Annotated in this window: 20 protein-coding genes; 9 read left to right on the top strand and 11 right to left on the bottom strand. The window is 71.0% G+C overall.

Annotated elements, in window-relative coordinates:
- Positions 1–106: 106 nt before the first annotated feature.
- Entirely contained in the window at positions 107–1465 is a 1359-nt protein-coding gene (mgtE, locus tag CIK71_RS03180; protein ID WP_096163714.1) for a magnesium transporter, read from the top strand.
- A 201-nt stretch (positions 1466–1666) separates the two neighbouring features.
- On the opposite strand, the gene CIK71_RS03175 is transcribed toward mgtE, so the two are convergent.
- Both CIK71_RS03175 and CIK71_RS03170 read right to left on the bottom strand, forming a co-directional pair.
- Entirely contained in the window at positions 1667–2971 is a 1305-nt protein-coding gene (locus tag CIK71_RS03175) for an MFS transporter (protein WP_096163713.1), read from the bottom strand.
- Positions 2972–3120: 149 nt separating this feature from the next.
- Entirely contained in the window at positions 3121–3561 is a 441-nt protein-coding gene (locus CIK71_RS03170) for a MarR family winged helix-turn-helix transcriptional regulator (protein WP_245857274.1), read from the bottom strand.
- Between the two features lie 240 nt (positions 3562–3801).
- On the opposite strand from CIK71_RS03170, the gene CIK71_RS03165 reads away from it, so the two are divergent.
- Entirely contained in the window at positions 3802–4884 is a 1083-nt protein-coding gene (locus CIK71_RS03165; protein ID WP_096163711.1) for an alkene reductase, read from the top strand.
- A 9-nt stretch (positions 4885–4893) separates the two neighbouring features.
- Here CIK71_RS03165 and CIK71_RS03160 read toward each other — a convergent pair whose 3' ends face one another.
- The 4 genes from CIK71_RS03160 to CIK71_RS03145 all read right to left on the bottom strand — a co-directional run bounded on the left by CIK71_RS03160 (position 4894) and on the right by CIK71_RS03145 (position 9154).
- A complete protein-coding gene (locus CIK71_RS03160; protein ID WP_096163710.1) occupies positions 4894–5877 on the bottom strand; it encodes a sugar kinase in 984 nt (327 codons plus the stop codon).
- On the bottom strand, positions 5874–6527 hold the full coding sequence (locus tag CIK71_RS03155; RefSeq protein ID WP_096163709.1) for a bifunctional 4-hydroxy-2-oxoglutarate aldolase/2-dehydro-3-deoxy-phosphogluconate aldolase: 654 nt from the start codon (positions 6525–6527) through the stop codon (positions 5874–5876). The genes CIK71_RS03160 and CIK71_RS03155 overlap by 4 nt, the downstream gene beginning before the upstream one ends.
- Before the next feature lie 108 nt (positions 6528–6635).
- Entirely contained in the window at positions 6636–7640 is a 1005-nt protein-coding gene (locus CIK71_RS03150; RefSeq protein WP_096163708.1) for an L-idonate 5-dehydrogenase, read from the bottom strand.
- Positions 7640–9154 carry a mannitol dehydrogenase family protein gene (locus CIK71_RS03145; RefSeq protein ID WP_199586369.1) on the bottom strand — a complete coding sequence of 505 codons (1515 nt, stop codon included), beginning with the start codon at positions 9152–9154 and terminating at the stop codon, positions 7640–7642. The genes CIK71_RS03150 and CIK71_RS03145 overlap by 1 nt, the downstream gene beginning before the upstream one ends.
- A gap of 302 nt (positions 9155–9456) precedes the next feature.
- Here CIK71_RS03145 and CIK71_RS03140 point away from each other — a divergent pair, with 302 nt between their 5' ends.
- From CIK71_RS03140 to CIK71_RS03130, 3 genes are all read left to right on the top strand, one after another.
- Positions 9457–10092 carry an SRPBCC domain-containing protein gene (locus tag CIK71_RS03140; protein ID WP_096163706.1) on the top strand — a complete coding sequence of 212 codons (636 nt, stop codon included), beginning with the start codon at positions 9457–9459 and terminating at the stop codon, positions 10090–10092.
- Positions 10093–10317: 225 nt separating this feature from the next.
- Positions 10318–11466: a galactonate dehydratase gene (gene dgoD, locus CIK71_RS03135; protein ID WP_096163705.1), complete on the top strand. Its 1149-nt coding sequence runs from the start codon at positions 10318–10320 to the stop codon at positions 11464–11466.
- A 190-nt stretch (positions 11467–11656) separates the two neighbouring features.
- Entirely contained in the window at positions 11657–13072 is a 1416-nt protein-coding gene (locus CIK71_RS03130) for a GntP family permease (protein ID WP_096163704.1), read from the top strand.
- A 156-nt stretch (positions 13073–13228) separates the two neighbouring features.
- Here the strand turns inward: CIK71_RS03130 and CIK71_RS03125 are convergent, their stop codons facing one another.
- The 5 genes from CIK71_RS03125 to CIK71_RS03105 all read right to left on the bottom strand — a co-directional run bounded on the left by CIK71_RS03125 (position 13229) and on the right by CIK71_RS03105 (position 19030).
- Positions 13229–14050: a carbohydrate ABC transporter permease gene (locus tag CIK71_RS03125; RefSeq protein ID WP_096163703.1), complete on the bottom strand. Its 822-nt coding sequence runs from the start codon at positions 14048–14050 to the stop codon at positions 13229–13231.
- Position 14051: 1 nt separating this feature from the next.
- Complete coding sequence (locus CIK71_RS03120) at positions 14052–15011, bottom strand: carbohydrate ABC transporter permease (RefSeq protein ID WP_096163702.1); 960 nt, start codon at positions 15009–15011, stop codon at positions 14052–14054.
- Positions 15008–16324 (bottom strand): extracellular solute-binding protein, encoded by a 1317-nt coding sequence (locus CIK71_RS03115; protein ID WP_096163701.1) that lies wholly within the window; start codon positions 16322–16324, stop codon positions 15008–15010. The genes CIK71_RS03120 and CIK71_RS03115 overlap by 4 nt, the downstream gene beginning before the upstream one ends.
- 362 nt (positions 16325–16686) lie before the next feature.
- Positions 16687–17775, bottom strand: coding sequence for a Gfo/Idh/MocA family protein (locus CIK71_RS03110; protein WP_096163700.1), 1089 nt, complete (start codon positions 17773–17775; stop codon positions 16687–16689).
- Between the two features lie 100 nt (positions 17776–17875).
- A complete protein-coding gene (locus CIK71_RS03105) occupies positions 17876–19030 on the bottom strand; it encodes a Gfo/Idh/MocA family protein (RefSeq protein WP_096163699.1) in 1155 nt (384 codons plus the stop codon).
- 349 nt (positions 19031–19379) lie between these two features.
- Between CIK71_RS03105 and CIK71_RS03100 the strand changes: the two genes are divergently transcribed.
- The 4 genes from CIK71_RS03100 (at position 19380) to CIK71_RS03085 (ending at position 23711) form a co-directional block, all read left to right on the top strand.
- Positions 19380–20105 (top strand): maleylpyruvate isomerase N-terminal domain-containing protein, encoded by a 726-nt coding sequence (locus CIK71_RS03100; protein ID WP_096163698.1) that lies wholly within the window; start codon positions 19380–19382, stop codon positions 20103–20105.
- Positions 20106–20333: 228 nt separating this feature from the next.
- Entirely contained in the window at positions 20334–21905 is a 1572-nt protein-coding gene (locus tag CIK71_RS03095) for an aspartate:alanine exchanger family transporter (RefSeq protein ID WP_096163697.1), read from the top strand.
- 217 nt (positions 21906–22122) lie between these two features.
- The gene (locus CIK71_RS03090; RefSeq protein WP_096163696.1) at positions 22123–22710 is read left to right on the top strand and encodes an ArsR/SmtB family transcription factor; all 588 of its coding nucleotides are present in this window, start codon (positions 22123–22125) and stop codon (positions 22708–22710) included.
- A 5-nt stretch (positions 22711–22715) separates the two neighbouring features.
- Complete coding sequence (locus tag CIK71_RS03085; RefSeq protein ID WP_241964159.1) at positions 22716–23711, top strand: M23 family metallopeptidase; 996 nt, start codon at positions 22716–22718, stop codon at positions 23709–23711.
- The last annotated feature ends 37 nt before the right edge of the window (positions 23712–23748 follow it).

Below are 23748 nucleotides of genomic sequence, written 5' to 3'. Positions count from 1 at the left end.
CGCTCCTCAGCCCCGAGCGCATGGTCGGGCGGCTCGGCGCCGATCAGGTGACCGGCCTGCCCTCGGCGCTGCCCACAATCGCTCCGGAGTCGGACACAATGGCTTCGTGACCAGAACCCAGGCGACCGTCGACTCCGTCCTCACCCTGCTGCGTGAGGAGCCCCAGCACGAGGGGCAGCTCGAGCATCTCGCGCGAGAAGCGCGCGAGTTGCCCGTGGGCGAGCTCGTCTATCTGGTCGAGACTCGCCCCGCCACCGAGGCGGCGCTGCTGTTCCGGGTGCTCCCCAAGTCGATCGCGCTGACGGTCTTCGAAGCACTCCCGGCCCACCATCAGGCCGAGCTGATCTCCGGGCTGCGCACGCAGCAGGTCGCCGACATCATCGGGGACCTCGACCCGGATGACCGTGCCTCGCTGTTCGACGAGCTGCCGGCATCGGTCGCCGAACGCCTCATGCACGGACTGGACGCCGACGAGCGGGCCATGACCACCTCGGTCCTGGGGTATCCGCGCGACTCCATCGGGCGCTACATGTCGCCGGAGGTGCTCTCGCTCCGGCCGGAGTGGACCGTGGCGGAGGCGCTCGCGCACGTGCGCACCCATGCTGCGGAGCCCGAGACCATCTACCTGCTCCCGGTCATCGACGCCACCCGCAGCCTCGAGGGCGTGGTGGGGCTGCGGCGCCTGCTGCTGGTGGATCCCGAGGCCCGCGTGGGAGACATCGCGCACGAGGCGGTCCACGCCCTGGCCACCGATGACCGAGAGGACGCGGCGCGACGCTTCTTCAGCGCGAAGCTGCTGGCGATGCCGATCGTGGATGCCGAGAACCGCCTGGTGGGCATCCTCACCGTCGACGACGCCGTCGCCATCATCGAGGAGGAGAACACCGAGGACTCCGCCCGCACCAGCGGTTCGGAGCCCCTGCCGCGCGCCTATCTGTCCACCTCGATCTTCGGGATCGTGCGCAGCCGCATCGTCTGGCTGCTCGTGCTCGCGATCTCCGCGATCCTCACCGTCCAGGTGCTCGAGATCTTCGAGGACCGCCTCGACCAGGTCGTGGTCCTGGCACTGTTCATCCCGCTGCTGACCGGCACCGGTGGCAACACCGGCAACCAGGCGGCGACCACCGTGACCCGCGCGCTCGCCGTGGACGAGGTGCGAGTGCGTGATCTGCCGCGGGTGGTCTGGCGAGAACTGCGGGTGGGCGCGACCCTGGGCCTCGTGCTGGGCGTGCTCGGCTTCGTCGTGGCCAGCCTGGTCTACGGGCTGTCGATCGGGACCGTGATGGGGCTGACGCTGATGTCGATCTGCACCATGGCGGCGATCGTCGGCGGCCTGATGCCGCTGGTGGCGAAGAGGATCGGCGCGGACCCGGCGGTTTTCTCCAACCCCTTCATCTCCACCTTCTGCGATGCCACCGGCCTGATCATCTACTTCTCGATCGCCACCGCCGTGCTGGGGCTCTGAGGCCGCGACACCTGCCTGCTCTGAGGCTGCGACACCTGGGTGGTCGGAGGCTGCGAGGCCCGCGTGGTCGCGCGCCGCGACACCTGCCTGCTCGGATGCTCCGACGTCGGCGTGCTCGGACGCGGCGACCCGGCGTGCTCGCCACCCGGGAGGGCGGCGAGCACGCCGGGTCGAGCGGCGGAGCCGGGGCGAGGATCCGGCTCAGACCTCGTCGCCGGTGGTGATCGCCTCGGCCTCCTCGGCGGGGCTGAGGTGGTGCTGCCCGACGCTCGCGAGGTGGCGGCGGCCGATGACGAGCATGAGCATGGAGAGCACCAGCGTGCCCGTGGCCAGCAGGTACGGGGCACCCGGCGCCGTCGCCGCGGCGAGCGGTCCGGCGATGGCCGGGGCGATCGCGCCGCCCAGGAAGCGCACACCGGAGTAAGCGGAGCTGGCCACGCCGCGGGGCAGATCGGTGGCCTCCATGACCGTCTCCGTGAGGGCCGTGTTCATGACGCCCAGCAGCAGACCGCCGATCACGATGAGCGTGATGAGCGCCGGCATGGAGGCCTGGGCGAAGCTCATCGCGAGCATGAGCACGGCGAGCAGGCCGAGCACCGTCAGCAGAGTCGGGATCAGCCCGAGCTTCCGGGTGAGGATCGGGGCGACGAACACCGAGGTGATCGCGAGGGCCACGCCCCAGCCGAAGAACACGCCGCCGATGCCCATGGCCCCGAACTCGCCGCCCTTCGCGGCGGCAGCCGCCTCGAGCGGGAAGGGCGAGTAGGCCAGCAGGGTGAAGAACGCGAAGTTGTAGAAGATGGCGGTCAGCGCGAGGGTGCGCAGCGCCGGGTGGGAGAGGGCCTTCAGCGCCGCGAGCGGGGAGACGTGCGCGGGCCTGTCCTCCTTCTTCAGCAGCACCAGGATCGCGAGGAAGCCGATGGCCATGAGCACCGCGGTGCCGGCGAAGGGCGCGCGCCAGGAGACCGAGCCGAGCAGACCGCCGAGCAGCGGGCCCAGCGCCATACCGATGCCGAGCGCGGTCTCGTACAGGATGATCGCGCCGCCGCTGGGGCCGGCGGTGGCGCCCACGATCGCCGCGAGCGCGGTCGAGATGAACAGGGCGTTGCCCAGGCCCCAGCCGGCGCGCAGGCCGATGATCTCCTCGACCCCGCCGGCGCCCGCTGCGAGAGCGGCGAAGGCCACGATCAGGACCAGCCCGATGAGCAGCGTGCGCTTCACCCCGATCTTCGAGGCGAACCAGCTGGTGAAGAACATCGCGATCGCGGTGATGAACAGGTAGCTGGTGAACAGCAGCATCGCCTGCGAGGGGCTGGCGTCCAGCTGGGTGCTGATCGCGGGGAGGATCGGGTCCACCAGGCCGATGCCCATGAAGGACACGGTCGCGGCGAACGCGATCGCCCACACGGACTTGGGCTGGTGGAAGGCGTCGCGCAGGGTGGGCGCGGCGTGCTGGGTCGCGGCCGACGGTGCGGCGGTCGGGGCCTCGGGGGCGTGTGCGGTCATGCGGGGGGCCTTTCGGTGGGGACGGACGCGTCCGGGAGCGGGCCGAGGTGGGTCAGCTGTCCGTGACGAGGGACAGGACCGGGCGCTGACGGTCAGGGAGGGGTGCGGGTGAGGCGAGTCGAGGACGGCCCTGGGGCCGCCCCGCGAGGTCACCCGTCGTGGGTGTCGACGAGACCGGCGAGGATCTCGGCGGCGCGATCGAGGGTGGCGAGGTCCTCGGCGGGCAGCGGTGCGAGCAGACCGCCGACGCCCACGGCCAGCTGGCGGCGCCACGCGGCGAGTTGCGCCGAGCCCTGCTTGGTGGTGGTGACCAGGGAGGACCGGGAGTCGGTGGGGTCGCCCTCGCGCTGGACCAGGCCCTCCTCCTCCAGGCGCTTGATGACGGTGGTCGCCGTGGGGCGGGAGACCCGCTCGCGATCGGCGATCTCGCTCAGGCGCAGGGGCCCGTGTCGTTCGATCGTGGAGACCACCCGCCAGGAGACCGCTCCGACGCCGACCTCGGAGCGTCGCGCCGCCAGCCGCGAGAACTGGCTGCAGACCAGTGCGAGGTGCTGGGGGAGATCGCCGGAGGCGGGAGGAGAGGTGGTCACGATACCCCAGAGTAGTTAGCAATGCGAACGATCGCAAGGGGGTGGGTCCGGTCCAGCACGTGCCCCGTCCGCTCAGCAGACATCGCGTGAGCTGTGACGCGACGAGGAATAGGGCGGCGACCGGCACGGTTGCCCGCAGGGAGTGCGCCCGTCCGCCCTCCGCCGGAGGCCCGTCGGCCCCTGCCGGGAGACGAGGCGCCGATCACGACCAGCGGCCGCGTGCCGCAGAGGAGAACCCCTATGTCCGTTCTGACCACGCCGCTCGACCTCGGCGAGCTCTCGCTCCCCAACCGGATCATCATGTCGCCCCTGACCCGTGCCCGCACGGGCGATGAGCGCGTTCCCACCGAGCTGACCGCCGAGTACTACACGCAGCGCGCGGGCGCCGGTCTGATCATCAGCGAGGCCACCAGCGTCAGTCCGCAGGGAGTGGGCTACCACGGCACCCCGGGCATCTGGAGCGACGAGCAGGTCGCGGGCTGGCGCCTGGTCACCGACGCCGTCCACGCCGCGGGCGGCCGCATCCTCCTGCAGCTCTGGCACGTGGGCCGGATCTCCGACCCCGAGCTCCTGGGCGGCGACGCCCCGGTCGCGCCGAGCGCCGTCACGCCGGCCGGCCGCGTGGCGCGCCTGCGCCCCAAGCGCCCCTACGTGCAGCCCCGCGCGCTCGAGACCGACGAGATCCCCGGGATCGTCGAGGACTTCCGGCGCGGTGCGGAGAACGCGAAGCGGGCCGGCTTCGACGGCGTGGAGATCCACGGCGCGAACGGCTACCTGATCGACCAGTTCCTGCAGGACAGCACCAACCACCGCCAGGACCGGTACGGCGGCACCGTCGAGAACCGTGCGCGCTTCCTGCTCGAGATCACCGACGCGGTGACGGACGTCTGGGGCCCCGGCCGCGTGGGCGTGCACCTGCGGCCGCGCGGCGAGGAGCATGACATGGGCGACAGCGATCCGCGCTCGATCTTCGGCCACGTCGCCGAGGAGCTCGGGCGCCGCGAGGTGGCCTTCCTGTTCATCCGCGAGGTCGAGGCGGAGGACAGCCTCATCGGCGTGATCCGTTCGCTGTTCGGCGGTCCGGTCATCGCGAACGACCTGATGACGGCGGCCGCCGGCGAGCGCCTCATCGAGGCGGGCATGGCCGACGCCGTCTCCTTCGGCCGCGACTACATCGCCACCCCGGACCTCGCCGAGCGCATCGCGGCCGGCGCGGCGCTGAACGCGCAGGACCCCGCGACGTTCTACCCGGTCGACGGCGCGGACCTGCGCGTGGGCTACACCGACTACCCGGCGATGGCGCAGGTGCCGGCGGACGCCTGAGCGGCCGCGTCAGCGGGCGACGGGGTCCGTGGCCTCGCCGGAGAGCAGGGCCTCGAGGTCCGCCCGGCGGGGCGCGCCCTCCCAGTCGCCGGGAGTCGTGCAGGCCAGGGCTCCGCAGGCGTTCGCCCGGGCCAGGCGTGCGGGCACGTCCAGGCCGTCGAGCTGGGCGCTGAGGTAGCCGGCGACGAAGGCATCGCCGGCGCCGACGGTGTCGACCACGTCGACCCGGTTCCCGGCCGCCTCGTGGACCTCGCCGTCGGCGAGGGCGGCGGCGCCGTCGGCCCCGAGCTTGACGATCACCTGACGGCCCGGAGCGGCGAGCGCGTGCAGCAAGGCGCGGGGGTCGGAATCGTCCACGCCGGGGGCGAGGATCGACAGCTCCTCGGGCCCGCCGAAGAGGATGTCCACGTGCTCCAGGAGCTCGCCCAGCCGCTGCGCGAGCAGCTCGCGGGAGCCCAGGCGGGAGCGGTAGTTCACGTCGAGGCTGACGGTGGTCCCGGCGGCGACGGCGCGCTGCACGGCGGCGACGTTGGTGGCGTGCGCCGACTCCGACAGCAGCGGAGTGATCCCGCTGACCTGCACGATCTCTGCCTGCTCGAGCAGCCCGGCCGGCAGGTCCTCGGGGGTGAGCGCGGAAGCGGCGGAGCCCGCCCGGTAGTAGTCCACCCGGGTGGTCGTGCCCGAGGGGCGGGACTTGATCATCAGGCCCGTCGGCCGCTCCGGGTCCACCGTGCAGCGCACGTCGACGCCCTCGGCGCGGATCTCCCGCGTCACGCGCGTGCCCAGCGGGTCATCGCCCACCCGGCTCACCCAGGCGGTCGGGATGTCGAGCCGACGCAGACCGATCGCGAGGTTCGACTCGGCACCGCCGAGCGAGATGTCGACGGAGGGCAGGTGGGCGAGGGAGCCGATGACTCCGCTGCGCATCATCGCCATGGTCTCGCCGACGGCGACGACCCGGGGGCCCGCGGTGGGGTCGGGCGCCTCGTTCATGCTCCCGACTCCCGGGTGGTGACGCCGACGAACCGGGCGGCGCGGTCGGCGAGGTCGTCCAGGCTGCCGCCCTTGAGCGCGTCGCCCAGCAGCGGGCCGCCCACGGAGACGGCGTCGGCCCCGGCGCGGAGCCAGGTCGCCGCGGCCTCGAGGTCCACGCCGCCCGAGGGGATCACGCGGATGCCCGGGAAGGGCCCGCGCAGATCCTTGAGGTAGCCCGGGCCCACGACGCTCGAGGGGAACACCTTCACGGCGGCCGCGCCCGCGGCCCAACCGGCGTGCAGCTCGCTCGGGGTGAGCCCACCGGGCACGATCGCGATCCCGGCGTCCGATGCGGCGTCGAGCAGGTCTGCCCGGGTGATCGGCGTGACGATGTAATGGGCGCCGCGCTCGGCTGCGAGGCGGAGGTCATCGGGGTCGGTGACCGTGCCGATGCCGATGTCCAGCCGGTCGCCGAAGCGCTCCAGCAGGGTGGGCAGCTCATCGAGGGTGCCCGGGGTCGACAGGGTCAGCTCCACGGAGCGGATCCCGGCGCCGGCGAGGGTCTCCAGCACGGGCGCGTACTGATCGGCACGCTCGCCGCGGATCACGACGATCAGTCGAGCGGCGGCGGTGCGCTCGGGGAGGGAGGGTCGATCGGTGGTGGTCATGGGGGATCCTCTCGGAGGGTCGGCGGTCAGGGCAGGACGGCTGACGGGGCGGGGAGGGCCTGAAGCGGCGGGGAGGGCCGACGCGCAGTGCGTCGGCCCTCGTGGTCCTCACAGCTCGAGCAGCACCTTCGCGGAGCGGGAGGCGTCCTTCGCGGTCGCGAAGGCCTCGACCGCGTCTGCCGCGGGGAGGACCTGGGTGACGACGGCGTCGAAGCGGGCGTCGGCGGCGAGCACCTCGATGGCCTCGTCGATCTCCCCGTCGAAGCGCTGGGTGCCGCGCAGCTGGACCTCCTTGGCCACGAGCGCGGCGAGGTTCACGGGGATGTCCGTGTTCGGCAGGATCGCGACCTGCACGATGATCCCGGCGGGCCGCACCGCGCACACACCGGAGGACAGCGACACCGGCGCGGAGGAGCACTCGAGCACGACGTCGTAGGCGTTGTCCTCGGGGCCCGTCTCGGTGACCAGGATCGTCTCCGAGGCACCCAGGGACTTCGCGCGCTGAAGCGGCTCGGGGCGCACATCGGTCACGTCGACGGACGCGGCGCCGCGGTGCAGCAGCGCCGCCACGGCCAGCAGTCCGATCGGACCCGCGCCCAGCACCAGGCACTTCTTGCCGGTGACGTCGCCGGCGATCGTCACCGCATGCAGTGCGACGGCGAGCGGCTCGGCCAGTGCGCCACGGCGCAGCGGCAGCGACTCGGGCAGACGGCGCAGGTTCTCGCGGTCGATGACGAGGTACTCGGACGCGGCGCCCTGGCGGTGCGGGGTGACGCTCGCGCTGCCCAGGTAGTCGCCGCCGGGCCACAGGTGGGGGCGGTCCTCGATGTCCGGGGCGCTCGTGCCGTAGCGGGCGGGGTGCACGGTCACGGGTGTGCCGGGCGCGAATTCGCCGCTGGGGTCCAGGTCGACCACGGCGGAGAGCTCGTGGCCCGGGATCAGCGGCTCGGTGATGACGAACGCCCCGTTGGCCCCGTGGAAGTAGTAGTGCAGGTCGGAGCCGCAGATGCCGACGTACGCGACGCGCAGGCGCACCTCGTGCTCGCCGGGCTCGACCTCGGGGGCGTCCGCCCAGCGGATGTCCTCGGCGGCGTGGATGGTCAGTGCCTTCATCAGCGGTTCTCCTTCAGGGATGCGGCGAGGGCGTCGGCGGCCGCGGCGCGCGGACCCGACGTGACGATCGTGGTGAGCAGTTCTCCGACGGCGACGACGAAGTCCTCGTGCTGAGCGAGCTGCTCGGACAGGCAGCCGCTCTCGAGCAGGGCGCGAGCGTGCTGGGCAGGGGTGTCGGCACGGGAGGCGATCTCCTGCAGCCGGGCCTGATCGGGGTCGCTCATCGCCCGGGCCTGCTCGCCGGGCTCGAAGCCGCGGGGCGGGACCACGCAGGCGAACCAGGCGGCGACGGTGAGCGCGAGCAGGGCCGGCATCCGCCCCTGCTCGAGATGGAACAGGGCCGGGGTCGGGATCCGCTGGGGCAGGCGCATCGACCCGTCGGACCCCACCTGGCGGGTGCGATGCCCCAGGTCGTGGTTGTGCCAGCGGTGCGTGAGGTCCTCGATGTAGCCGTCGGCGTCGAGGCCCGAGGGCAGGTCGATCGTGGGCAGGTTCTCGTCCCGGATCAGCGCGAGCGTGGACTCCGCGATCCAGTCCTGCTCGAAGGAGGCGGGGATCGTGGCACGGCCGTCGAGCGCCCCGAGATAGGCGATCAGGGAGTGAGGCCCGTTGAGGATCCGCAGCTTGACCTGCTCGTACTTACTCACTTCGTCGGACATGATCACGCCGCCGCGATCCCATGCGGGGCGGCCCGCGGGGAAGTGATCCTCCATCACCCACATGGAGAACTTCTCGGCGCGCACCGGAGCGTCGTCACGCACGCCCAGCAGCTCGGCGACCTGGTCGGAGGTTCCGGGAGTGGAGGCGGGGACGATGCGGTCCACCATCGCGTCGGGGAAGGCGACCTGATCGCGCACATAGGCCAGGACGTCGTCGGGCGCGGAGGTGTGGTCGAGGAACTCGGTGACCATCTGCCGCGCCGTCTGCCCGGCGGAGGAGACGTTGTCGCAGGGCAGCACCGTGAACGGTTCGCCGCTGGCGGCGCGTTCCGCGAGGCCGCGGGCGAGCAGTCCGATGACGCTGCGGGGGTTCGCGGGGTCCTCGAGATCGCGGCGTATCGCGGCGGAGTCGACGTCGAGGTGTCCGGTGCGCGGGGAGACGGAGTAGCCGCCCTCGGAGACGGTCAGGGTGAGGATGCGGCGCTGCGCGGTGGCGATCTCGCGCACCACGGCCTGAGGATCCTCGGCCATGATGCCGAATCCGCGGTGCACGTCGACCACATCCGCCCGCGTGCCGGTGTCCGCGAGCTCGAGCACGCTGTACAGGCCGTCCTGCGCGCGCATCGGATCCACCACGGAACGGGAGCGGTTCGCGAAGCCGATGATCCCCCAGTCGCCCTCCTCGGCCGCGAGCGCGCGGGCCGTGTGCACGGCGCCGTGGGCGCGATGGAAGGCGCCGAGACCCAGGTGGATGATGCCGGCGCGCGAGGGGTCCTGAGGGGCCGAGGCTCCGAGCAGGGGCAGGCGGCGGGCGCTCGCCCGGCCGAGGGTGGGCAGGCTGTCCGGGGACGGCACGGGTACCTCCTGGTCGTTGTCAGGCACGGCTCCCGACATCGCGTTTCGACATGCGGAACGACAGTTTCGGGACTCGTAACATACTATCAAGGTCGGCCCGGGGACACCTCTGTTCTCGTTCCGTTCCCGCTCTGCCGTCGTCCCTGCTGTCGCCTCTGCTGTCGCACTCGCTGCCGCCTTGGCTGTCGCTCTGCTGGCGCTCGGCTCTCCTCGGTCGTCGCCCCTGTTCCCGGTCCAGCGCCCCGGCTACCGTGGGCGGCATCCGCGGAGATGCCCGCGCTGACGACCAGGAGAGCAGACAGATGGCGATCACCGGATTTCTCGACCACGACGGCCACGATCTCGTCCTCACCCGTTCCGTGCTCGCCCCGCGCTCGCTGATCTGGGACCATCTCACCCGCTCCGACCTGCTGGCCACCTGGTTCGGCACGTTCACCGGTGATCCGACGACGGGCCGGGTCCAGATCACGATGACTGCCGAGCCCGGTGAGGCCTCTGCGAGCGAGTGCACGATCCATGCCTGTGAGCCGGCCGAGCTGCTCACGGTCAGCACCTCGCCGCAGGCGGGCGGCTGGCGACTCTCCGTCGAGCTCGTCGACGCGCTCGGGTCCGAGACGGCCGACGCAGCCCGGGTGGCCGGCGCGGCCACCGCCAACGGGTCGGCCGACGCCGCGGGGGCGACCCATGTCGCGGGGGCGGCCGATGCCGCCGGAGTGGCCGACGCGCCGGGGCCGAGCGACCCGTCCGAGCCCGTCACCCGCGTGCGACTGCGCCACCACGACGTGCCGACCGAGATGATCCGGCACGTCGGCCCCGGCTGGGAGTGGTACCTGGACCGGCTCGTCGGCGTGGTCACCGGGGGAGAGGTCCCCGGGATGGACGTCTGGGACTCCCGCTACATGGCGCTCGGAGACGACTACGCCGCTCTCACCGACTGAGCACCCCGCCGATTGAGCACCCCGCCGATTGAGCACCCGACCGACTGAGCACCCGACCGACTGGGCATCCAGCGGGGGGGGACGAAGCCGTGGCGCGCGTGATTCCACCGGGCAAGCTGGGGATATGGCACCCTGGCCGCTCGTGGCCACCCCGCGGACGACTTCGTCCCACGGGCGGCTCGGCATGTCCTGCCGCCTGAACTGCCCGTCCGAGGAGCATCACCGATGAAGATCCGCACCGTCACCACCTATCAGGTCCCACCCCGCTGGGCGTTCGTGCGCATCGAGACCGACGAAGGCGTGGTCGGCTGGGGAGAACCGGTCGTCGAGGGTCGCGCCGCCACGGTGTGCGCGGCGGTCGAGGAGCTCAGCGACTACCTCGTGGGCCAGGATCCCGAGAACATCGAGGACCTCTGGACGGTCATGTACCGCGGCGGCTTCTACCGCGGCGGGCCGATCCTCATGAGCGCGATCGCCGGCATCGACCAGGCGCTGTGGGACATCAAGGGCCGCGTGCACGACATGCCCGTCCACCAGCTGCTGGGAGGGCGGGTCCGCGACCGCATCGGCGTCTACTCCTGGATCGGCGGCGACCGCCCGGCCGATACCGCACGGCAGGCCAAGAACGCGGTGGAGCGCGGCTTCAGCGCGGTGAAGATGAACGGCACCGAGGAGATGCAGTTCATCGACAGCTGGGACACGGTGACCCGCGCCGTCGAGAACGTCGCGACGATCCGCGAGGCCGTCGGGGACGACATCGGCGTGGCCGTCGACTTCCACGGCCGTGTGCATGCCCCGATGGCCAAGGTGCTGCTTCGCGAGCTCGAGCCGTTCCATCCGCTGTTCATCGAGGAGCCCGTGCTCAGCGAGAACCTCGACTCCGTGCTCGATGCTCTGCGCGCCACCCCGACGCCCATCGCGTTGGGCGAGCGGCTGTTCACCCGCTGGGACTTCAAGCGGGTGCTGGCCAGCGGCGCGGTCGACATCATCCAGCCCGACCCCTCCCACAGCGGAGGGATCACCGAGACCCGCAAGATCGCGGCGATGGCCGAGGCCTACGATGTCGCCCTCGCGCTGCACTGCCCGCTCGGCCCCATCGCTCTGGCCACCTGCCTGCAGATCGATGCCGGGGCCTACAACGCCTTCATCCAGGAGCAGAGCCTCGGCATCCACTACAACGAGGCCAACGACCTGCTCGACTATGTGAAGGACCGCTCCGTCTTCGCCTACGAGGACGGCATGGTGCGCATCCCGACGGGCCCCGGGCTCGGCATCGAGATCGATGAGGACTACGTGCGCGAGCGCGCCGAGATCGGCCACCGCTGGCGCAACCCCATCTGGCGCCACCGCGACGGCTCGCTCGCCGAATGGTGACCGAGTGCAGGCACGCCGGTCTCCCGGGCGCGCCCCGCGATCGTCCTGGTCCTCGCGGCCGCGCCGATCAGCACCCCCGCCACCTTGATCACTCTGATCGCCCGCACCGCTTCGATCGCACTGAACGCCCCCACCACCTTGATCGCCGTGACGACTCCGATCGCTCCGATCACCCCGAGAGGACCTGACCATGGAACTGGACTGGATAGAAGAGACCGGATGGGAGAGCTGGCTGGGTGCCGGCGGACTGATCACCGTCGCCGTCGTCACCGTGGCGCTCCTGCTGGTCATGGTGATGAAGCTGAAGATCCACGCGTTCCTCGCGCTGATCATCGTCAGCCTGCTCACCGCGGTGGTGGCCGGCATCCCGGCCGGCCAGGTCGTCCCGACCATGCTCTTCGGCTTCGGGGACACGCTCTCCAACGTCGCCCTGCTGGTCGCCATCGGCGCCATGCTCGGTGCGATGGTCGAGACCTCGGGCGGCGCGAGGGCGCTCGCCGAATGGATGATCTCGCTGTTCGGCGAGAAACGGGCCCCCTTCGCCCTGGGCGTGGCGGCGCTGTTCATCGGCTTCCCGATCTTCATGGACGCGGCGTTCGTGCTGATGGTGCCCATCGTCTACGCCGTGGCACGCCGCCTCGGCGGGAATCTGCTGGCCTTCGGCATCCCGGTGGCCGCGGCGCTGTCCGTGATGCACGTGTATCTGCCGCCCCACCCCGGCCCGGTCGCCGCCACCGCGTTCCTCGAGGCGAACCTCGGGTACGTGCTGCTCCTCGGCCTCGTGCTGGCCTTCCCCACCTGGTACGTCTCCGGTCACCTGTGGGGGAAGGTCGTCTCGAACCGCTTCCGCATCAACGTGCCGGAGACCGCCTTCGCCGGGCTCACCGGTGACGAGGAGGAGGTCGAGAACCCTCCCGCCCCGTGGACGATCATGCTGATCCTCATCCTGCCGCTGATCCTCATCCTGCTGAACACCGGCTTCGATGCTCTCGGCAGCGTCGGCGCCGTCGATCCGGACTCGACGATCGTGCAGGCGATGCGGATGCTCGGCGAGACGCCGATCGCGCTGCTGATCACGGCGCTCTTCACCGTGATCGTGCTCGGCTTCCGCCGCGGCAAGAGCGGCACCACCATCGAGAAGACGATGGACAACGCCCTCGGCCCGGTCTGCGCGGTCATCCTCATCACCGGTGCCGGCGGCATGTTCGGCGGCGTCCTGCAGGCCACCGGCATCGGCGATGCGCTCGCCGATTCGCTCTCGGACCTCGGCATCCCACTGATCCTGGCTGCCTACCTCATCGCCGTGGCGCTGCGCCTGGCGCAGGGCTCGGCCACCGTCGCGCTGACCACCGCCGCGGCGCTCGTCGCCCCCGGGATCATCACCGGCGGGTTCAGCCCCTTCGAGACGGCCTGCATGGTGCTAGCGCTCGCGGCGGGCTCGGTGTTCGCCGGCCACGTCAACGACTCGGGCTTCTGGCTCGTGGGCCGACTGCTGGACATGGACGTGAAGACCACGCTGCGGGTCTGGACCGTGCAGCAGGCGATCGAATCCGTGGTGGCCTTCGCCATGGTGCTGGCCATCTACGGGGTCGCGACCCTGTTCTGACGGCTGACGGCTGACGGCTGACGGCTGACGGCTGACGGCTGATGCCTGATGGTCGACGGCCGATGACTCCTATATGGCGATGCCTGATGACCGTCGGACGTCGGCCGCATGAGCAGGCGGTTCCCGGCCCGNNCGGGCCGGGAACCGCCTGCTCTGCTACTTGCTGAACCCAGCGGTGAGACCGCTGATCAGCTGGCGCCGACCGGCGATGTAGAGCACCAGGATCGGCAGCGCCGAGAGCATCACGGCCGCGAGCACCGCCGGGATGTTCGTGGTGAACTCCCCCTGATACGCCCACAGCGACAGCGGCAGCACGCGCATCTCGGAGCTCTGCGTGAGCACGAGCGGGAACAGGAAGCCGTTCCACACCTGCAGGGCGTCGTAGATGCCCACGGTGACCACCGCGGGCTTCGCCAGCGGCAGCACCAGGCGCCGGAACATCTGCAGGTCGGTGGCGCCGTCCACCGTCATCGACTCGTACAGCTCCTTGGGCACGTCTCGCAGGAAGTTCGTCAGGATCAGCACGGTGATCGGGATGGCGAACGCGACGCTGGGCAGGATCAGCGCCCAGAGGGTGTCGTAGAGCCCGAGCTGCACGATGAGGTAGTAGATCGGGATGATCGTGGCCTGCAGCGGGATCGCGATGCCCATGAGGAACAGCTTCTGGCTGAAGCGGGCCAGCCGGGTGCGGCTGCGAACGATCACGTAGCTGGCCATCAGCGACGACACCACCACCGCGACGACGGTCACGACGGTCACGAAGACGCTGTTGGCGAAGTACCGCAGGAAGTCGTTCTCCAGGACGTAGCGGAACGGTTCGAGGGTGAACTCGGAGGGGATCGACAGCGGGTTGGAGCTGAAGTAGTCCTCGCGCGGACGGATGCTGGTGATGACGATGTAGTAGATCGGCACCAGGATGACCAGCAGCCAGGCGAAGCCCAGGAGCCCGCCGACGACGTTCGGATTGCGGGTTCTCATCTCAGGCGCCCTCCATCTGACTTTCCATCTTGTCCGCGCCCGAGACCTTGTTCAGGCCGAGGGACAGCAGCAGTCCCACGGCGATCAGGATCACGGCGATGACGCTCGCGGGCCCCATCTGATACGAGCGGAAGCCGGTCAGGTACATGTCCAGCGGAAGCACTCGCGTCGCGTTGCCGGGCCCGCCCCCGGTGAGGATGAAGATCAGGTCGAAGTAGGTCAGAGAGCCCACCAGCATCAGCGTGGAGCTGGTGACGATCGTGTACTTCAGCTGGGGCAGGGTGACGTTGAAGAACTGCCGGGTGCGTCCCGCGCCGTCGAGGGTGGCCGCCTCGTACATCGACTTCGGGATCTGCCGCACCCCTGCCTGGTAGAGCAGGGAGTGGAAGGGCACGAAGGACCACGAGATGACCATGATCAGCGTGTAGAACGCCAGGTTCGGCGAACCGAGCCAATCCTGTCGCAGGAAGTCCGCGTCGAACGCCCGGGAGAGCCCGAAGTTCGGGTCCAGCAGCGCCTTGAAGGCGATACCGGTCGCCGCCGCCGAGAACAGCAGCGGCAGGAAGTAGAGCACGGAGAAGGCCTCGCGGTACCGCTGGTGCCCCGCCATGAAGGTTCCCAGCAGCAGGCTCAGCGGGAACTGGACGACGAAGCTCAGTGCCGTCATCAGGAAGGTCAGCTTCATCGCGTTCAGCGTGACCGGGTTCTGGAAGACCGAGACCCACGCATCGAACCCGGCGAACGACGGGGTGCCCAGTCCGTCCCAGGCGAAGAAGGACAGCACGACGACGCCCGCCAGCGGCAGCAGCGCGAAGATGCCGAAGAAGGCGAGCGCCGGGGCCAGCATCCAGTTGCTCGGCGCGGTGCGCAGGCTCGTGCGGGCCCTGGACCGCGCCGAGCCCCGGGAGGGCGCCCGACCCTCCCGGGGAACGGGCGGAGCAGGGGACTGCGCTGCGGTCATGAGTCCAGGGTCGCGTTCATCGCGCTGACGAGATCGGCCGGCTCCTTCTCGCCGAGGAAGATCTGCGAGAGGTTGGTGAGCAGCTCCTGGGCTGGAGCCGCGGGCAGCGCCTGATCCCACGACAGCTGGAAGTGCGGTGCGTTGGTCACCATGTCGTAGGCGAAGGACAGGAAGTCGCCGTCGTCGAGGTCGGGCAGCTTGTCCTCCAGGTCCTTGACCGCGGGGATCGCGCCCATGGCCAGGAAGCTCTCCACCATCTCCTCGTTGAGGTTGAAATCGTTGAGGTACTGGATGGCGAGTTCCTGCACCTCCTCGTCCGCGTCGGAGGAGACGGACCAGAAGTTGGCAGGGTTGCCGACGACGTTGGACGGGTCGCCGTCGCCGCCCTCGACCGCCGGGAAGTTCAGGAAGCCGAGCTTCCCGTCGGCCACGAAGTCGGGCGCGTCCTGCTTGAAGGTCCCGTAGACCCAGCTGCCCTGCAGGAGCATCGCGGCCTGGCCGGTGTGCACCAGGGCCGCATCGGCGCCCGCATCCGCGGCGACCGATCCGAAGCTCGAGCCGAAGGCGCCGGCGTCCACCAGCTCCACGATCGACTCCAGCGCGGAGGTGATGGCCGGGTCGGACCAGGCATCGGCCTCGCCGCTCAGAACCTTCTCGAAGACCCCTTCGCCGCCGATGCGGTCGGTGAGGTACTGGATGTACATGAGCTCGGGCCACACGCTCTGCCCGGCCAGGGCGATCGGGATGATGTCCGCCTCGACGAAGGTCTCCACCGCGGTCATGAGCTCTGCCCAGGTGGTGGGCGGGGTGACGCCGTGCTCCTCGAAGAGCTCGGTGCTGTAGTAGAGGACCACCGGCTGGGTGTCGTTGTTCGGGACGCCGTACTGCTTCCCGTCGACCTCGCCGACCTTGGCGATCGACTCGATCGTGCGCGAGAGGACGTCGTCCACCTTGCCGGAGAGGCCCACGACCGACTCGTTGGAGACGTAGTCCTCCAGCGTGCCGCCGGCCCAGTTGAACACCAGGGTCGGAGCGTTGCCGGAGCCGATTGAGGTGCGGATCTTCTCCTTGTAGGAGTCATTGGCGAAGAACTCGACGGCGAAGGGGGAGTCCGGGTTCGCGTCGTCCCAGGCATCGAAGGACTGCTGGTAGGTGTCCTCCTTGGCCCCGGTCAGCGCCCAGACGGACAGGCTCGACGACGAGCCGGCGCCGCCGGCGGGCTGCTTGCCTCCGCCGCAGGCGCTGAGGGTGACGAGGGCGGGCACGGAGATCCCGAGGCCGGCGAGAGTCGCACGGCGAGTGACAGGCTTCATTGCTGCTCCAGTTCGCAAGTTCGGCGTCCATGCCGAAAAGATTTCGGAAACTTCTGTCGATATCGACACGGTATGCCCAGGCCTACCCTCAGGTCAAGCGGTGGCCAGAGGTGGATTAACGTCCGAAATACAGCAGAAAACACGTCGGGATGTCGGTCATGGGACTGGGGTGCGATGGCGTCCCAGGTCACGCCCCTCCACGTGGGCGCGCGATGGGCGCGCGGTGGCGGTGGAGGAGGCGCTGGGGCGAGGGGCAGAGCGGGTCGGGACGGTGGGGAGGGCCTCACGACGCCGACGGCCGCCGTCCCCGAGGGGACAGCGGCCGTTGCAGGAGAGGCGTGCGTCCCGCGGGGCGCGGAGGGTCAGGCGCCCGGAGCCTGCAGCACCCGCGCCTGCTCCTGGGCCTTCAGCGCCAGCTCCACGGCCTTGAAGGCGTGGGCCTGCGTCATGGCGTTCTCGGTGCGGTGCAGGACGTCGAGGATGAGGTCCCCGAAGAACGGGTAGCCCACCTTGCCGGTGGCGTCGATGCGATGCTCGCCCTCGCCGTCGACCAGGATCACCTGGCCGCCGCCGTTGTCGGTGGTGACGTCGACGTACTTGCGCAGCTCCATGTAGCCCTCGGTGCCGACGATGAACGTGCGCCCGTCGCCCCAGGTGCGCAGACCGTCGGGCGTGAACCAGTCCACGCGCACCGAGCCGGAGGCGCCGGAGGAGAGGGCGATGTGCGCCTCGCCGAAGTCGTCGAGCTCAGGGTGGTCGGGGTGGGCGAAGTTGCCGATCGCGCTCGAGAGGATCTCGGCGTCGTCGGAGCCGGTGAAGGTGAGCATCTGCTCGAAGTTGTGGCTGCCGATGTCTGTGAGGATGCCGCCGTAGCGGGCGCGCTCGTAGAACCAGTCAGGGCGGGTGGCCGGATCGCCCAGGCGGTGCGGGCCCATGCCCTGGACCTGGATGACCTGACCGATCGCGCCGCGCTCGATGTACTGGCCGGCGAGCACCGCGGCCTCGACATGCAGGCGCTCGGAGTAGTAGACCATGTACTTCCGGCCGGTGCGCTCCACGGCGGCCTTCGCCTCGGCGAGCTGGTCGAGGGTGGTCAGCGGGGTCTTGTCGGTGAAGTAGTCCTTGCCGGCCTCCATCACCCGGATGCCCAGCGCGGCGCGGTCGGAGGGGATGGCCGCGGCGGCGACCAGCAGCACGTCGTCGTCCGCGAGGATCTCCTCCTCGCTGCTGGCGATCTTCACCTCCGGGAACTTCTCCTGGAAGGCGGCGGCGCGCTCGGCGTCGGTGTCGTAGACCCACTTCGGGGTGCCGCCGGCACCGATCAGGCCCTGGGTCATGCCGAAGATGTGGCCATGATCGAGGTGCATGACGGCGAAGACGAACTCGCCGGGCTCGACGACCGGCTTCGGCATCGCGGCGGGGGCGTAGTTGGCTCCTTCGGAGACTGCCATGGGGATCCTTTCAACGGGGTGGTCAGGGCGGGAGGGAGAAGGCCGGGGAGGGGAGGTGAGGCGGGGGCGTCATGGACCGCGGGACGGGGCCCTTCGACCGCTAGGAGTCTCCGCCGACGGTGATGTCGCCGTCCAGCGCGCCCACCGAGGCCGTCTTCTCGAAGAAATGCGGCGCCCGCTCCACCAGCGTGCCGGAGCGGTAGTAGGGGTTCTCCGGCGCGAGCGGCAGGTCGACCGTGCGGCGCTCGATGGCCGAGGCGTAGATCGCGGTGACCAGCTCGACCGCTCGTCGGCCGTCCTCGCCGTCGATGAACGGCGCACGGCCCTCGCCGATCGCGCCGATCACGTCGCGCAGCTGGGCGGCGTGCCCGGTGTGCGGCAGCGGGGGCAGATCGGCCACCAGGCTCTCGAGCTCGTCGGTCAGCGAGGGGTTGCCGTCCGGGGTGGGGAAGCCGTTGGGCATCGCCGTCTCGGCGATCGCCTCCCACGGCTGGGAGATGCGCGCCTGCTCGCCCTGGATCACGATCTCCTGCCGCTCCCCGTGGTGCACGACGGAACTGGTCAGCTCGGCCAGGCCCCGCTCGTACTGCAGGATCGCGACGGAGAGGTCCTCCACCTCGGCGTTGTCGTGCGCGGCGTTGGTCATCATCGCGACCACGGCCTGCGGGGACCCCAGCAGCCACAGCGCGAGGTCGATGTGGTGGATGGCGTGGTTCAGGGTGCAGCCGCCGCCCTCGGACGCCCACGTGCCGCGCCACCACAGGTCGTAGTACGAGGTGCCGCGCCACCACTCCGAGGAGATCCGGGCATGCGCGACGGGTCCGATCTTCCCGCTGTCCAGCACGGCCTTCAGGCGCATCATCTCCGGGCGGAACCGGTTCTGCGCGATCACCGAGAGCAGCTTCCCGCTGCGGCGCTGCGCCTGGAGCATCGCGTCGCAGTCCTCGAGCGAGGGCGCCATCGGCTTCTCGACGATCACATGCGCCCCGGCGTCGAGCGCCTGCACGCTCACACTGCGATGGGCCGACGGGGGCGTGGTCACGGAGACCAGGTCGAGATCCTCGGCCGCCAGCAGCTCGCCGGCATCGCCATAGGTGCGGGCGTCCTCCAGCCCGAATGCCTGGCGCTTCTCCTCGGCCTTCTCGACGGTCAGATCGCCCAGGGCGACGATGCGCACCAGGTCAGGGGCGGCCAGGTAGGCGCGCAGGTGTGCATCGGAGATGGAACCGGTGCCGATGATCGCGACGTTGAGCATGGGGCGCCTTTCCGGCGAGGCTGACGGAGTGCGGGACTGCCCGGGCGGACCGATGCTGCACGGCGACGTCGACGGACCGCGTCGTCGCGGACAGGCGCACCTGGTCCGGTGGGCACTGCCCTGAAGTGTCCTGCACCACGCCGCAGGCGGCAGGCAGGTGCCGGATGTTGCCATGGGCTGGGCTGGCGCGCTCTGGCCTGAGCTGAGCTGGGGGCGCCCTGGGGCGAGCTGAGCTGGCGCGCCCTGGGGTGGGTGGGCCCGCTCTGGACTGCGCTGGGCCGGCTCGGACCGCACTGGACCGGCGTGGATCGCGCCGGGTCGCTGTGGGGCTGCTTGCTAGCGTGCCCCCGTGGACCTCTTCTCGCTGACCTGGTCGGCCCTGCGCTCGGCGGTGGCCGCCCTTCCGGACGACGCCTTCGCGGAACCGTCCGGCTGCCGGGGCTGGCTCGTGCGGGATCTGGTCACCCATCTGGTGATCGACGCCCAGGACGTGCTGATCACGCTCGCCACTCCCGCAGAGACCGCCCCCACCCACGACCTGCTCAGCTACTGGACCCCGTCGCCGGATATGCCGGACGGCCAGGACCCCCACGACGCGCTCGTCGTGCGCCTGGCCCACGCCTACGAGGATCCTGGCCTGCTGCGGCATCATCTCGAGGACCTCGGTGCAGCGGCCGGTCGCGCCGCGCTGATCGCCCACCCCGACCTCCCGGTGAGCACCCAGGGCAAGACCCTCACGGTGCGGGACTACCTCGGCGCCCACGTGCTCGAGTGGACGCTGCATCATCTGGACCTGGTCGCGCATCTTCCGACGGCCGACGGACCGGCCGCCGAGAGACCGGCCGCCGAGAGTCGTCTGGCCTCCCACGCACCCGCCGCCGGACCGCCCGCAGACGGGCTGGCTGCCGCCCGGGACATGGTCGAACGCCGCCTGCGGCTGCGGCTCCCCGAGACCTGGACCGACCCCGATGCCCTGCGCGTCGCCACCGGCCGGCGCCCCGCGACCGAGGCGGAACAGGTCGAACTCGACGCTCTGGGCGAGCGCGGTCAGATGCTGCCGCTCGCCTTCGGCTGAGCAGCCCCGGCCGTCGGCCGAGCAGCCGCAGATCGCTGCAGCAGAGCATCCACGGGACCCTGCGCCCAGGCGTCCGCGTCACCTGCCGTCACGGACGTCGTGACCTCGGACAACTCCCCTCCCGGTGCGCGTCGGCCGCGACTATCGTGGAAGGCCACTCCACACCGCGGTGCCCGCGCTCGATGCGCACCTGCCGGTGCGCGGTCGCGGGCTCTGGAAAGGTTCCACGTGATCGACGTCCTCGAGGGGAGCCCGCTCCTCACGCTGTTCCTGGTCGTCGCGACGGGGGCCGTGCTGGGAGCCATCCCGTTCGGCCGCGTGCGCTTCGGTGCGGCGGGGGCCTTGTTCACCGGCCTCGCCCTCTCCGCGGCAGCTCCCCATCTCGGCGCAGGCATGGACTTCGTGCAGTCCCTGGGCCTCGCCCTGTTCGTCTACACGGTGGGCATCTCCGCCGGTGCCGCCTTCTTCAGCACGCTGAACCGTCAGCTGCCGCTGCTGCTCGCCGCCACCGCCAGCACCGTGATCGCGGCGATCGCCACGATCGTGCTCGGCCACACGCTGGGCCTGGCCCGCGACCTCTCGCTGGGACTGTTCACCGGTGCGCTCACCGCTGCCCCTGCCTTGGACGCCGCCGACCGTCTGACCTCGACGTCCGCGCCGTCGGTGGGCTATGCCTTCGGCTATCCGATCGGCGTGATCGTCGGGATCGTGCTGGTCTCGACCGTCGTCACCCGCAACTGGCCCGGCCGCAAGGACACCCCCGCGCTCGCCGGCACCAGCCTCGACTCGGCCACCGTGCACGTGCTGCGCCCGGCGAACCTGCGGGACATCCCCCAGTGGCAGGAGCAGCAGGTGCGCTTCTCCTACCTGCGCCGCGCAGGCACGGTGCGGGTGATCGTGCCCGGGGAGGACCTGCTGGTCGGGGACGAAGTCGTCGCCGTCGGGATGCCGGACGCGGTCGAGGCGGTGACCGAGGAGCTCGGGGAGCGCAGCGCCCGGCACATCGCCCATGACCGCTCGCTGGTCGAGTTCACCCGCCTCACCGTCTCCAACCCGGACCTCGCCTCGCGGTCCATCGCCGAGCTGAACCTCCCGGTGCGCTTCGGGGCGGTGCCCACCCGGGTGCGCCGCGGCGACCTCGAGCTCCTGGCTCGCGATGACCTCGTGCTCGAACCGGGCGACCGCATGGCCGTGGCCGTGGACCGCTCGAAGCTGGAAGCCGTCCACGCCCTGCTCGGCGACTCGGACCGCAAGGCCAGCGAGCTCGACGTGCTCTCGCTCGGGCTGGGCCTCGTGCTCGGCTTCGCGCTGGGCCTGGTCACCGTGCCGATGCCCGGCGGTGGCAGCTTCTCGCTCGGCCCGGCGGCCGGCCCTCTGCTGGTGGGCATGGTACTGGGCGCCCTGCGCCGCACCGGACCGGTGGTCTGGGCCCTCCCGGGCAGCGCCAACATCACGCTGCGCCAGCTGGGCCTGCTGCTCTTCCTCGCGGGGCTCGGCCTCACCGCGGGGCCCGACGTCGCCTCCGTGCTCTCCTCGCCCACGGCCTGGCGGGCGGCGGTGCTCTCCGTGGTCGTCGCGGCGCTCAGCTGCGTGGCGCTGCTGCTCGCGGGTCGCTGGGTTCTCGACCTCTCCGCCCCGCGCGTCGCCGGAGCCATGGCCGGTTTCCTCGGCCAGCCCGCCGTGCTCGACGCCGCGAACTCCAAGCGGGCCGACGAGCGCATCGAGACCGCCTACGCCACGCTCTTCGCCTTCTCCATCGTGGTGAAGATCGTGCTGGTCCCGGTCATCTGGAACCTCTGAGTCCGGCGGTCGGCACCAGGAAACTCGGCGGTCGGCGGCAGGCGGTCGGCACCAGCAACTGCTGACGACGGCGGTTGGCGGTCGGCACTGGGCACCTCTGAGTCCGGCAGTCGACAGCTGGCGCGGTCGGCGCAGTCGGCGCAGTCGGCGCAGTCGGCGGACGAGCGGGACCCGTCGAGGTCTAGTTCGTAAGTATGGAGTAGCGTACTATCGCGCCATGGATGAGAGCGATGACGAGATGAGGCGGGCTCTGGAGGCGCTGACCGAGCGGGTCAGCCGCTTGGAGAGCGCCACGGAATGCCGCGTCCGGGAGGAGCAGCCCGGGCACCAGGGCGGCCAGCACCGATCAGCGCACCCGGAGCGGTCCGAGGCGTCGGCGGTGGACGAGGAGCAGTACTGGGCGCTGACGGGCCTGCGCTCGCGCCTGGGCGATCATCCTGCGACGGCCGAGGGTGCGGTGATGCTGATCGGGTCGATGACCCTGCCCGGCGGTGCCCCGGTCGCGTGGCAGCAGAGCGCCGGCACCACGGGGATGCTGGAGACGGACTGGTCCGACCGGGCTGCGGAGTTCGCTGCGCTCGGCCATCCCGTTCGGCTGGAGCTGCTGCGTCATCTGCTCTCGGGCGTGCACGCGACCGCCGAGCTGGCAGAGGTCGCGGCGCTCGGCACCACCGGGCAGCTGCACCACCATCTGCGCCAGCTCGTCGCGGCGGGATGGGTCCGTCAGAGCGGACGGGGGAGCTACGAGGTGCCCGCGGCGCGCGTCGTGCCCCTGTTGGCCAGCCTGGCCGGAGCGCAACGATGACGGGCATGGTGCTGTCGCTCTACCGGGTGCGCGGCCCGTTCTTCTACGCCGCCATGCTGGTCATCTTCGCGGCGATCCTCAGCGATCTGCTCGGCGATGTCGTCACGATGGGCCGGGCCCTGCAGGACGGGATCCGGGAGGTCCAGGCGACCCTCGTGCCCCTCGCCTTCGCCGTCGCACTGGCGTGCGTGGTGCTGACCTTCGTGGCACCGCGGTGGCTGCCGGTCCCCGAAGCGCGAGTGGTCGGGTCGCCGGTGCGAGGTCGCTGGATGGGTATCAACAGTCCGGCCTCGGTCGTGCCGAGCCACGGCGTGCGCGCCTATGGCCAGGCCTACGCGATCGACCTCGTGCACGATCCGCTGGATGTGCCGCGGCCGGAGTTCGGCGGCCCCGCGATGCGGGCTGCGGAGGAGTACCCCGCCTTCGGCCGGCCCGTGCACGCGATGCTCGACGGAACGGTGGTGCGCGTCTCGGACCGGCATCGGGACCACCGCGCCCGCTCGAACCGGTGGGGCGTGGCCTGGATGATGCTCGAGAGCGTGATCCGCGAGATCGGAGGGCCGGGTTTCGTCGTCGGGAATCACGTCACGATCCGTGGCGACGACGGCGTCTGCGCGATGGTCGCTCACCTCCAACGCGGTTCGGTCCTCGTGCAGGTCGGCGAGCGCGTGAGAGCAGGCGAGCAGATCGGCAGCTGCGGGAACACCGGGAACTCCAGCGAACCCCACGTGCACGCGCAGCTGATGGATCGCGCCTCCTGCTGGACCGGGCAGGGGCTGCCCATGGCGTTCGCCGACGTCGAGCTCGGTGCCCCGCCCGAGCTCGACATGGCCCCCGGGTCCGACGACGCCTCCGAGGTCGGCGATGCCTCTGGGTCCGACGTCGCGTCCGGGTCCGGCGTCGTCCCCAGGGAGGGCGTTGGGGCCGAGTGCGTCGACGGGCTGCCCGAGAACGGCCAGCACATGACGGTCCCGATCGAGAACGCGGCGGAGCCGAGGTGAGATCGGCAGCGGGCGGGAGGGGTGCCCCTTCCGTCCA

Origin of the sequence: Brachybacterium alimentarium (assembly GCF_002332425.1) — a bacterium.
Classification (GTDB): Bacteria; Actinomycetota; Actinomycetes; order Actinomycetales; family Dermabacteraceae; genus Brachybacterium; species Brachybacterium alimentarium.
Note: the sequence above shows the minus strand (reverse complement) of the source record. Positions and strands in the feature narration are given on the sequence as shown.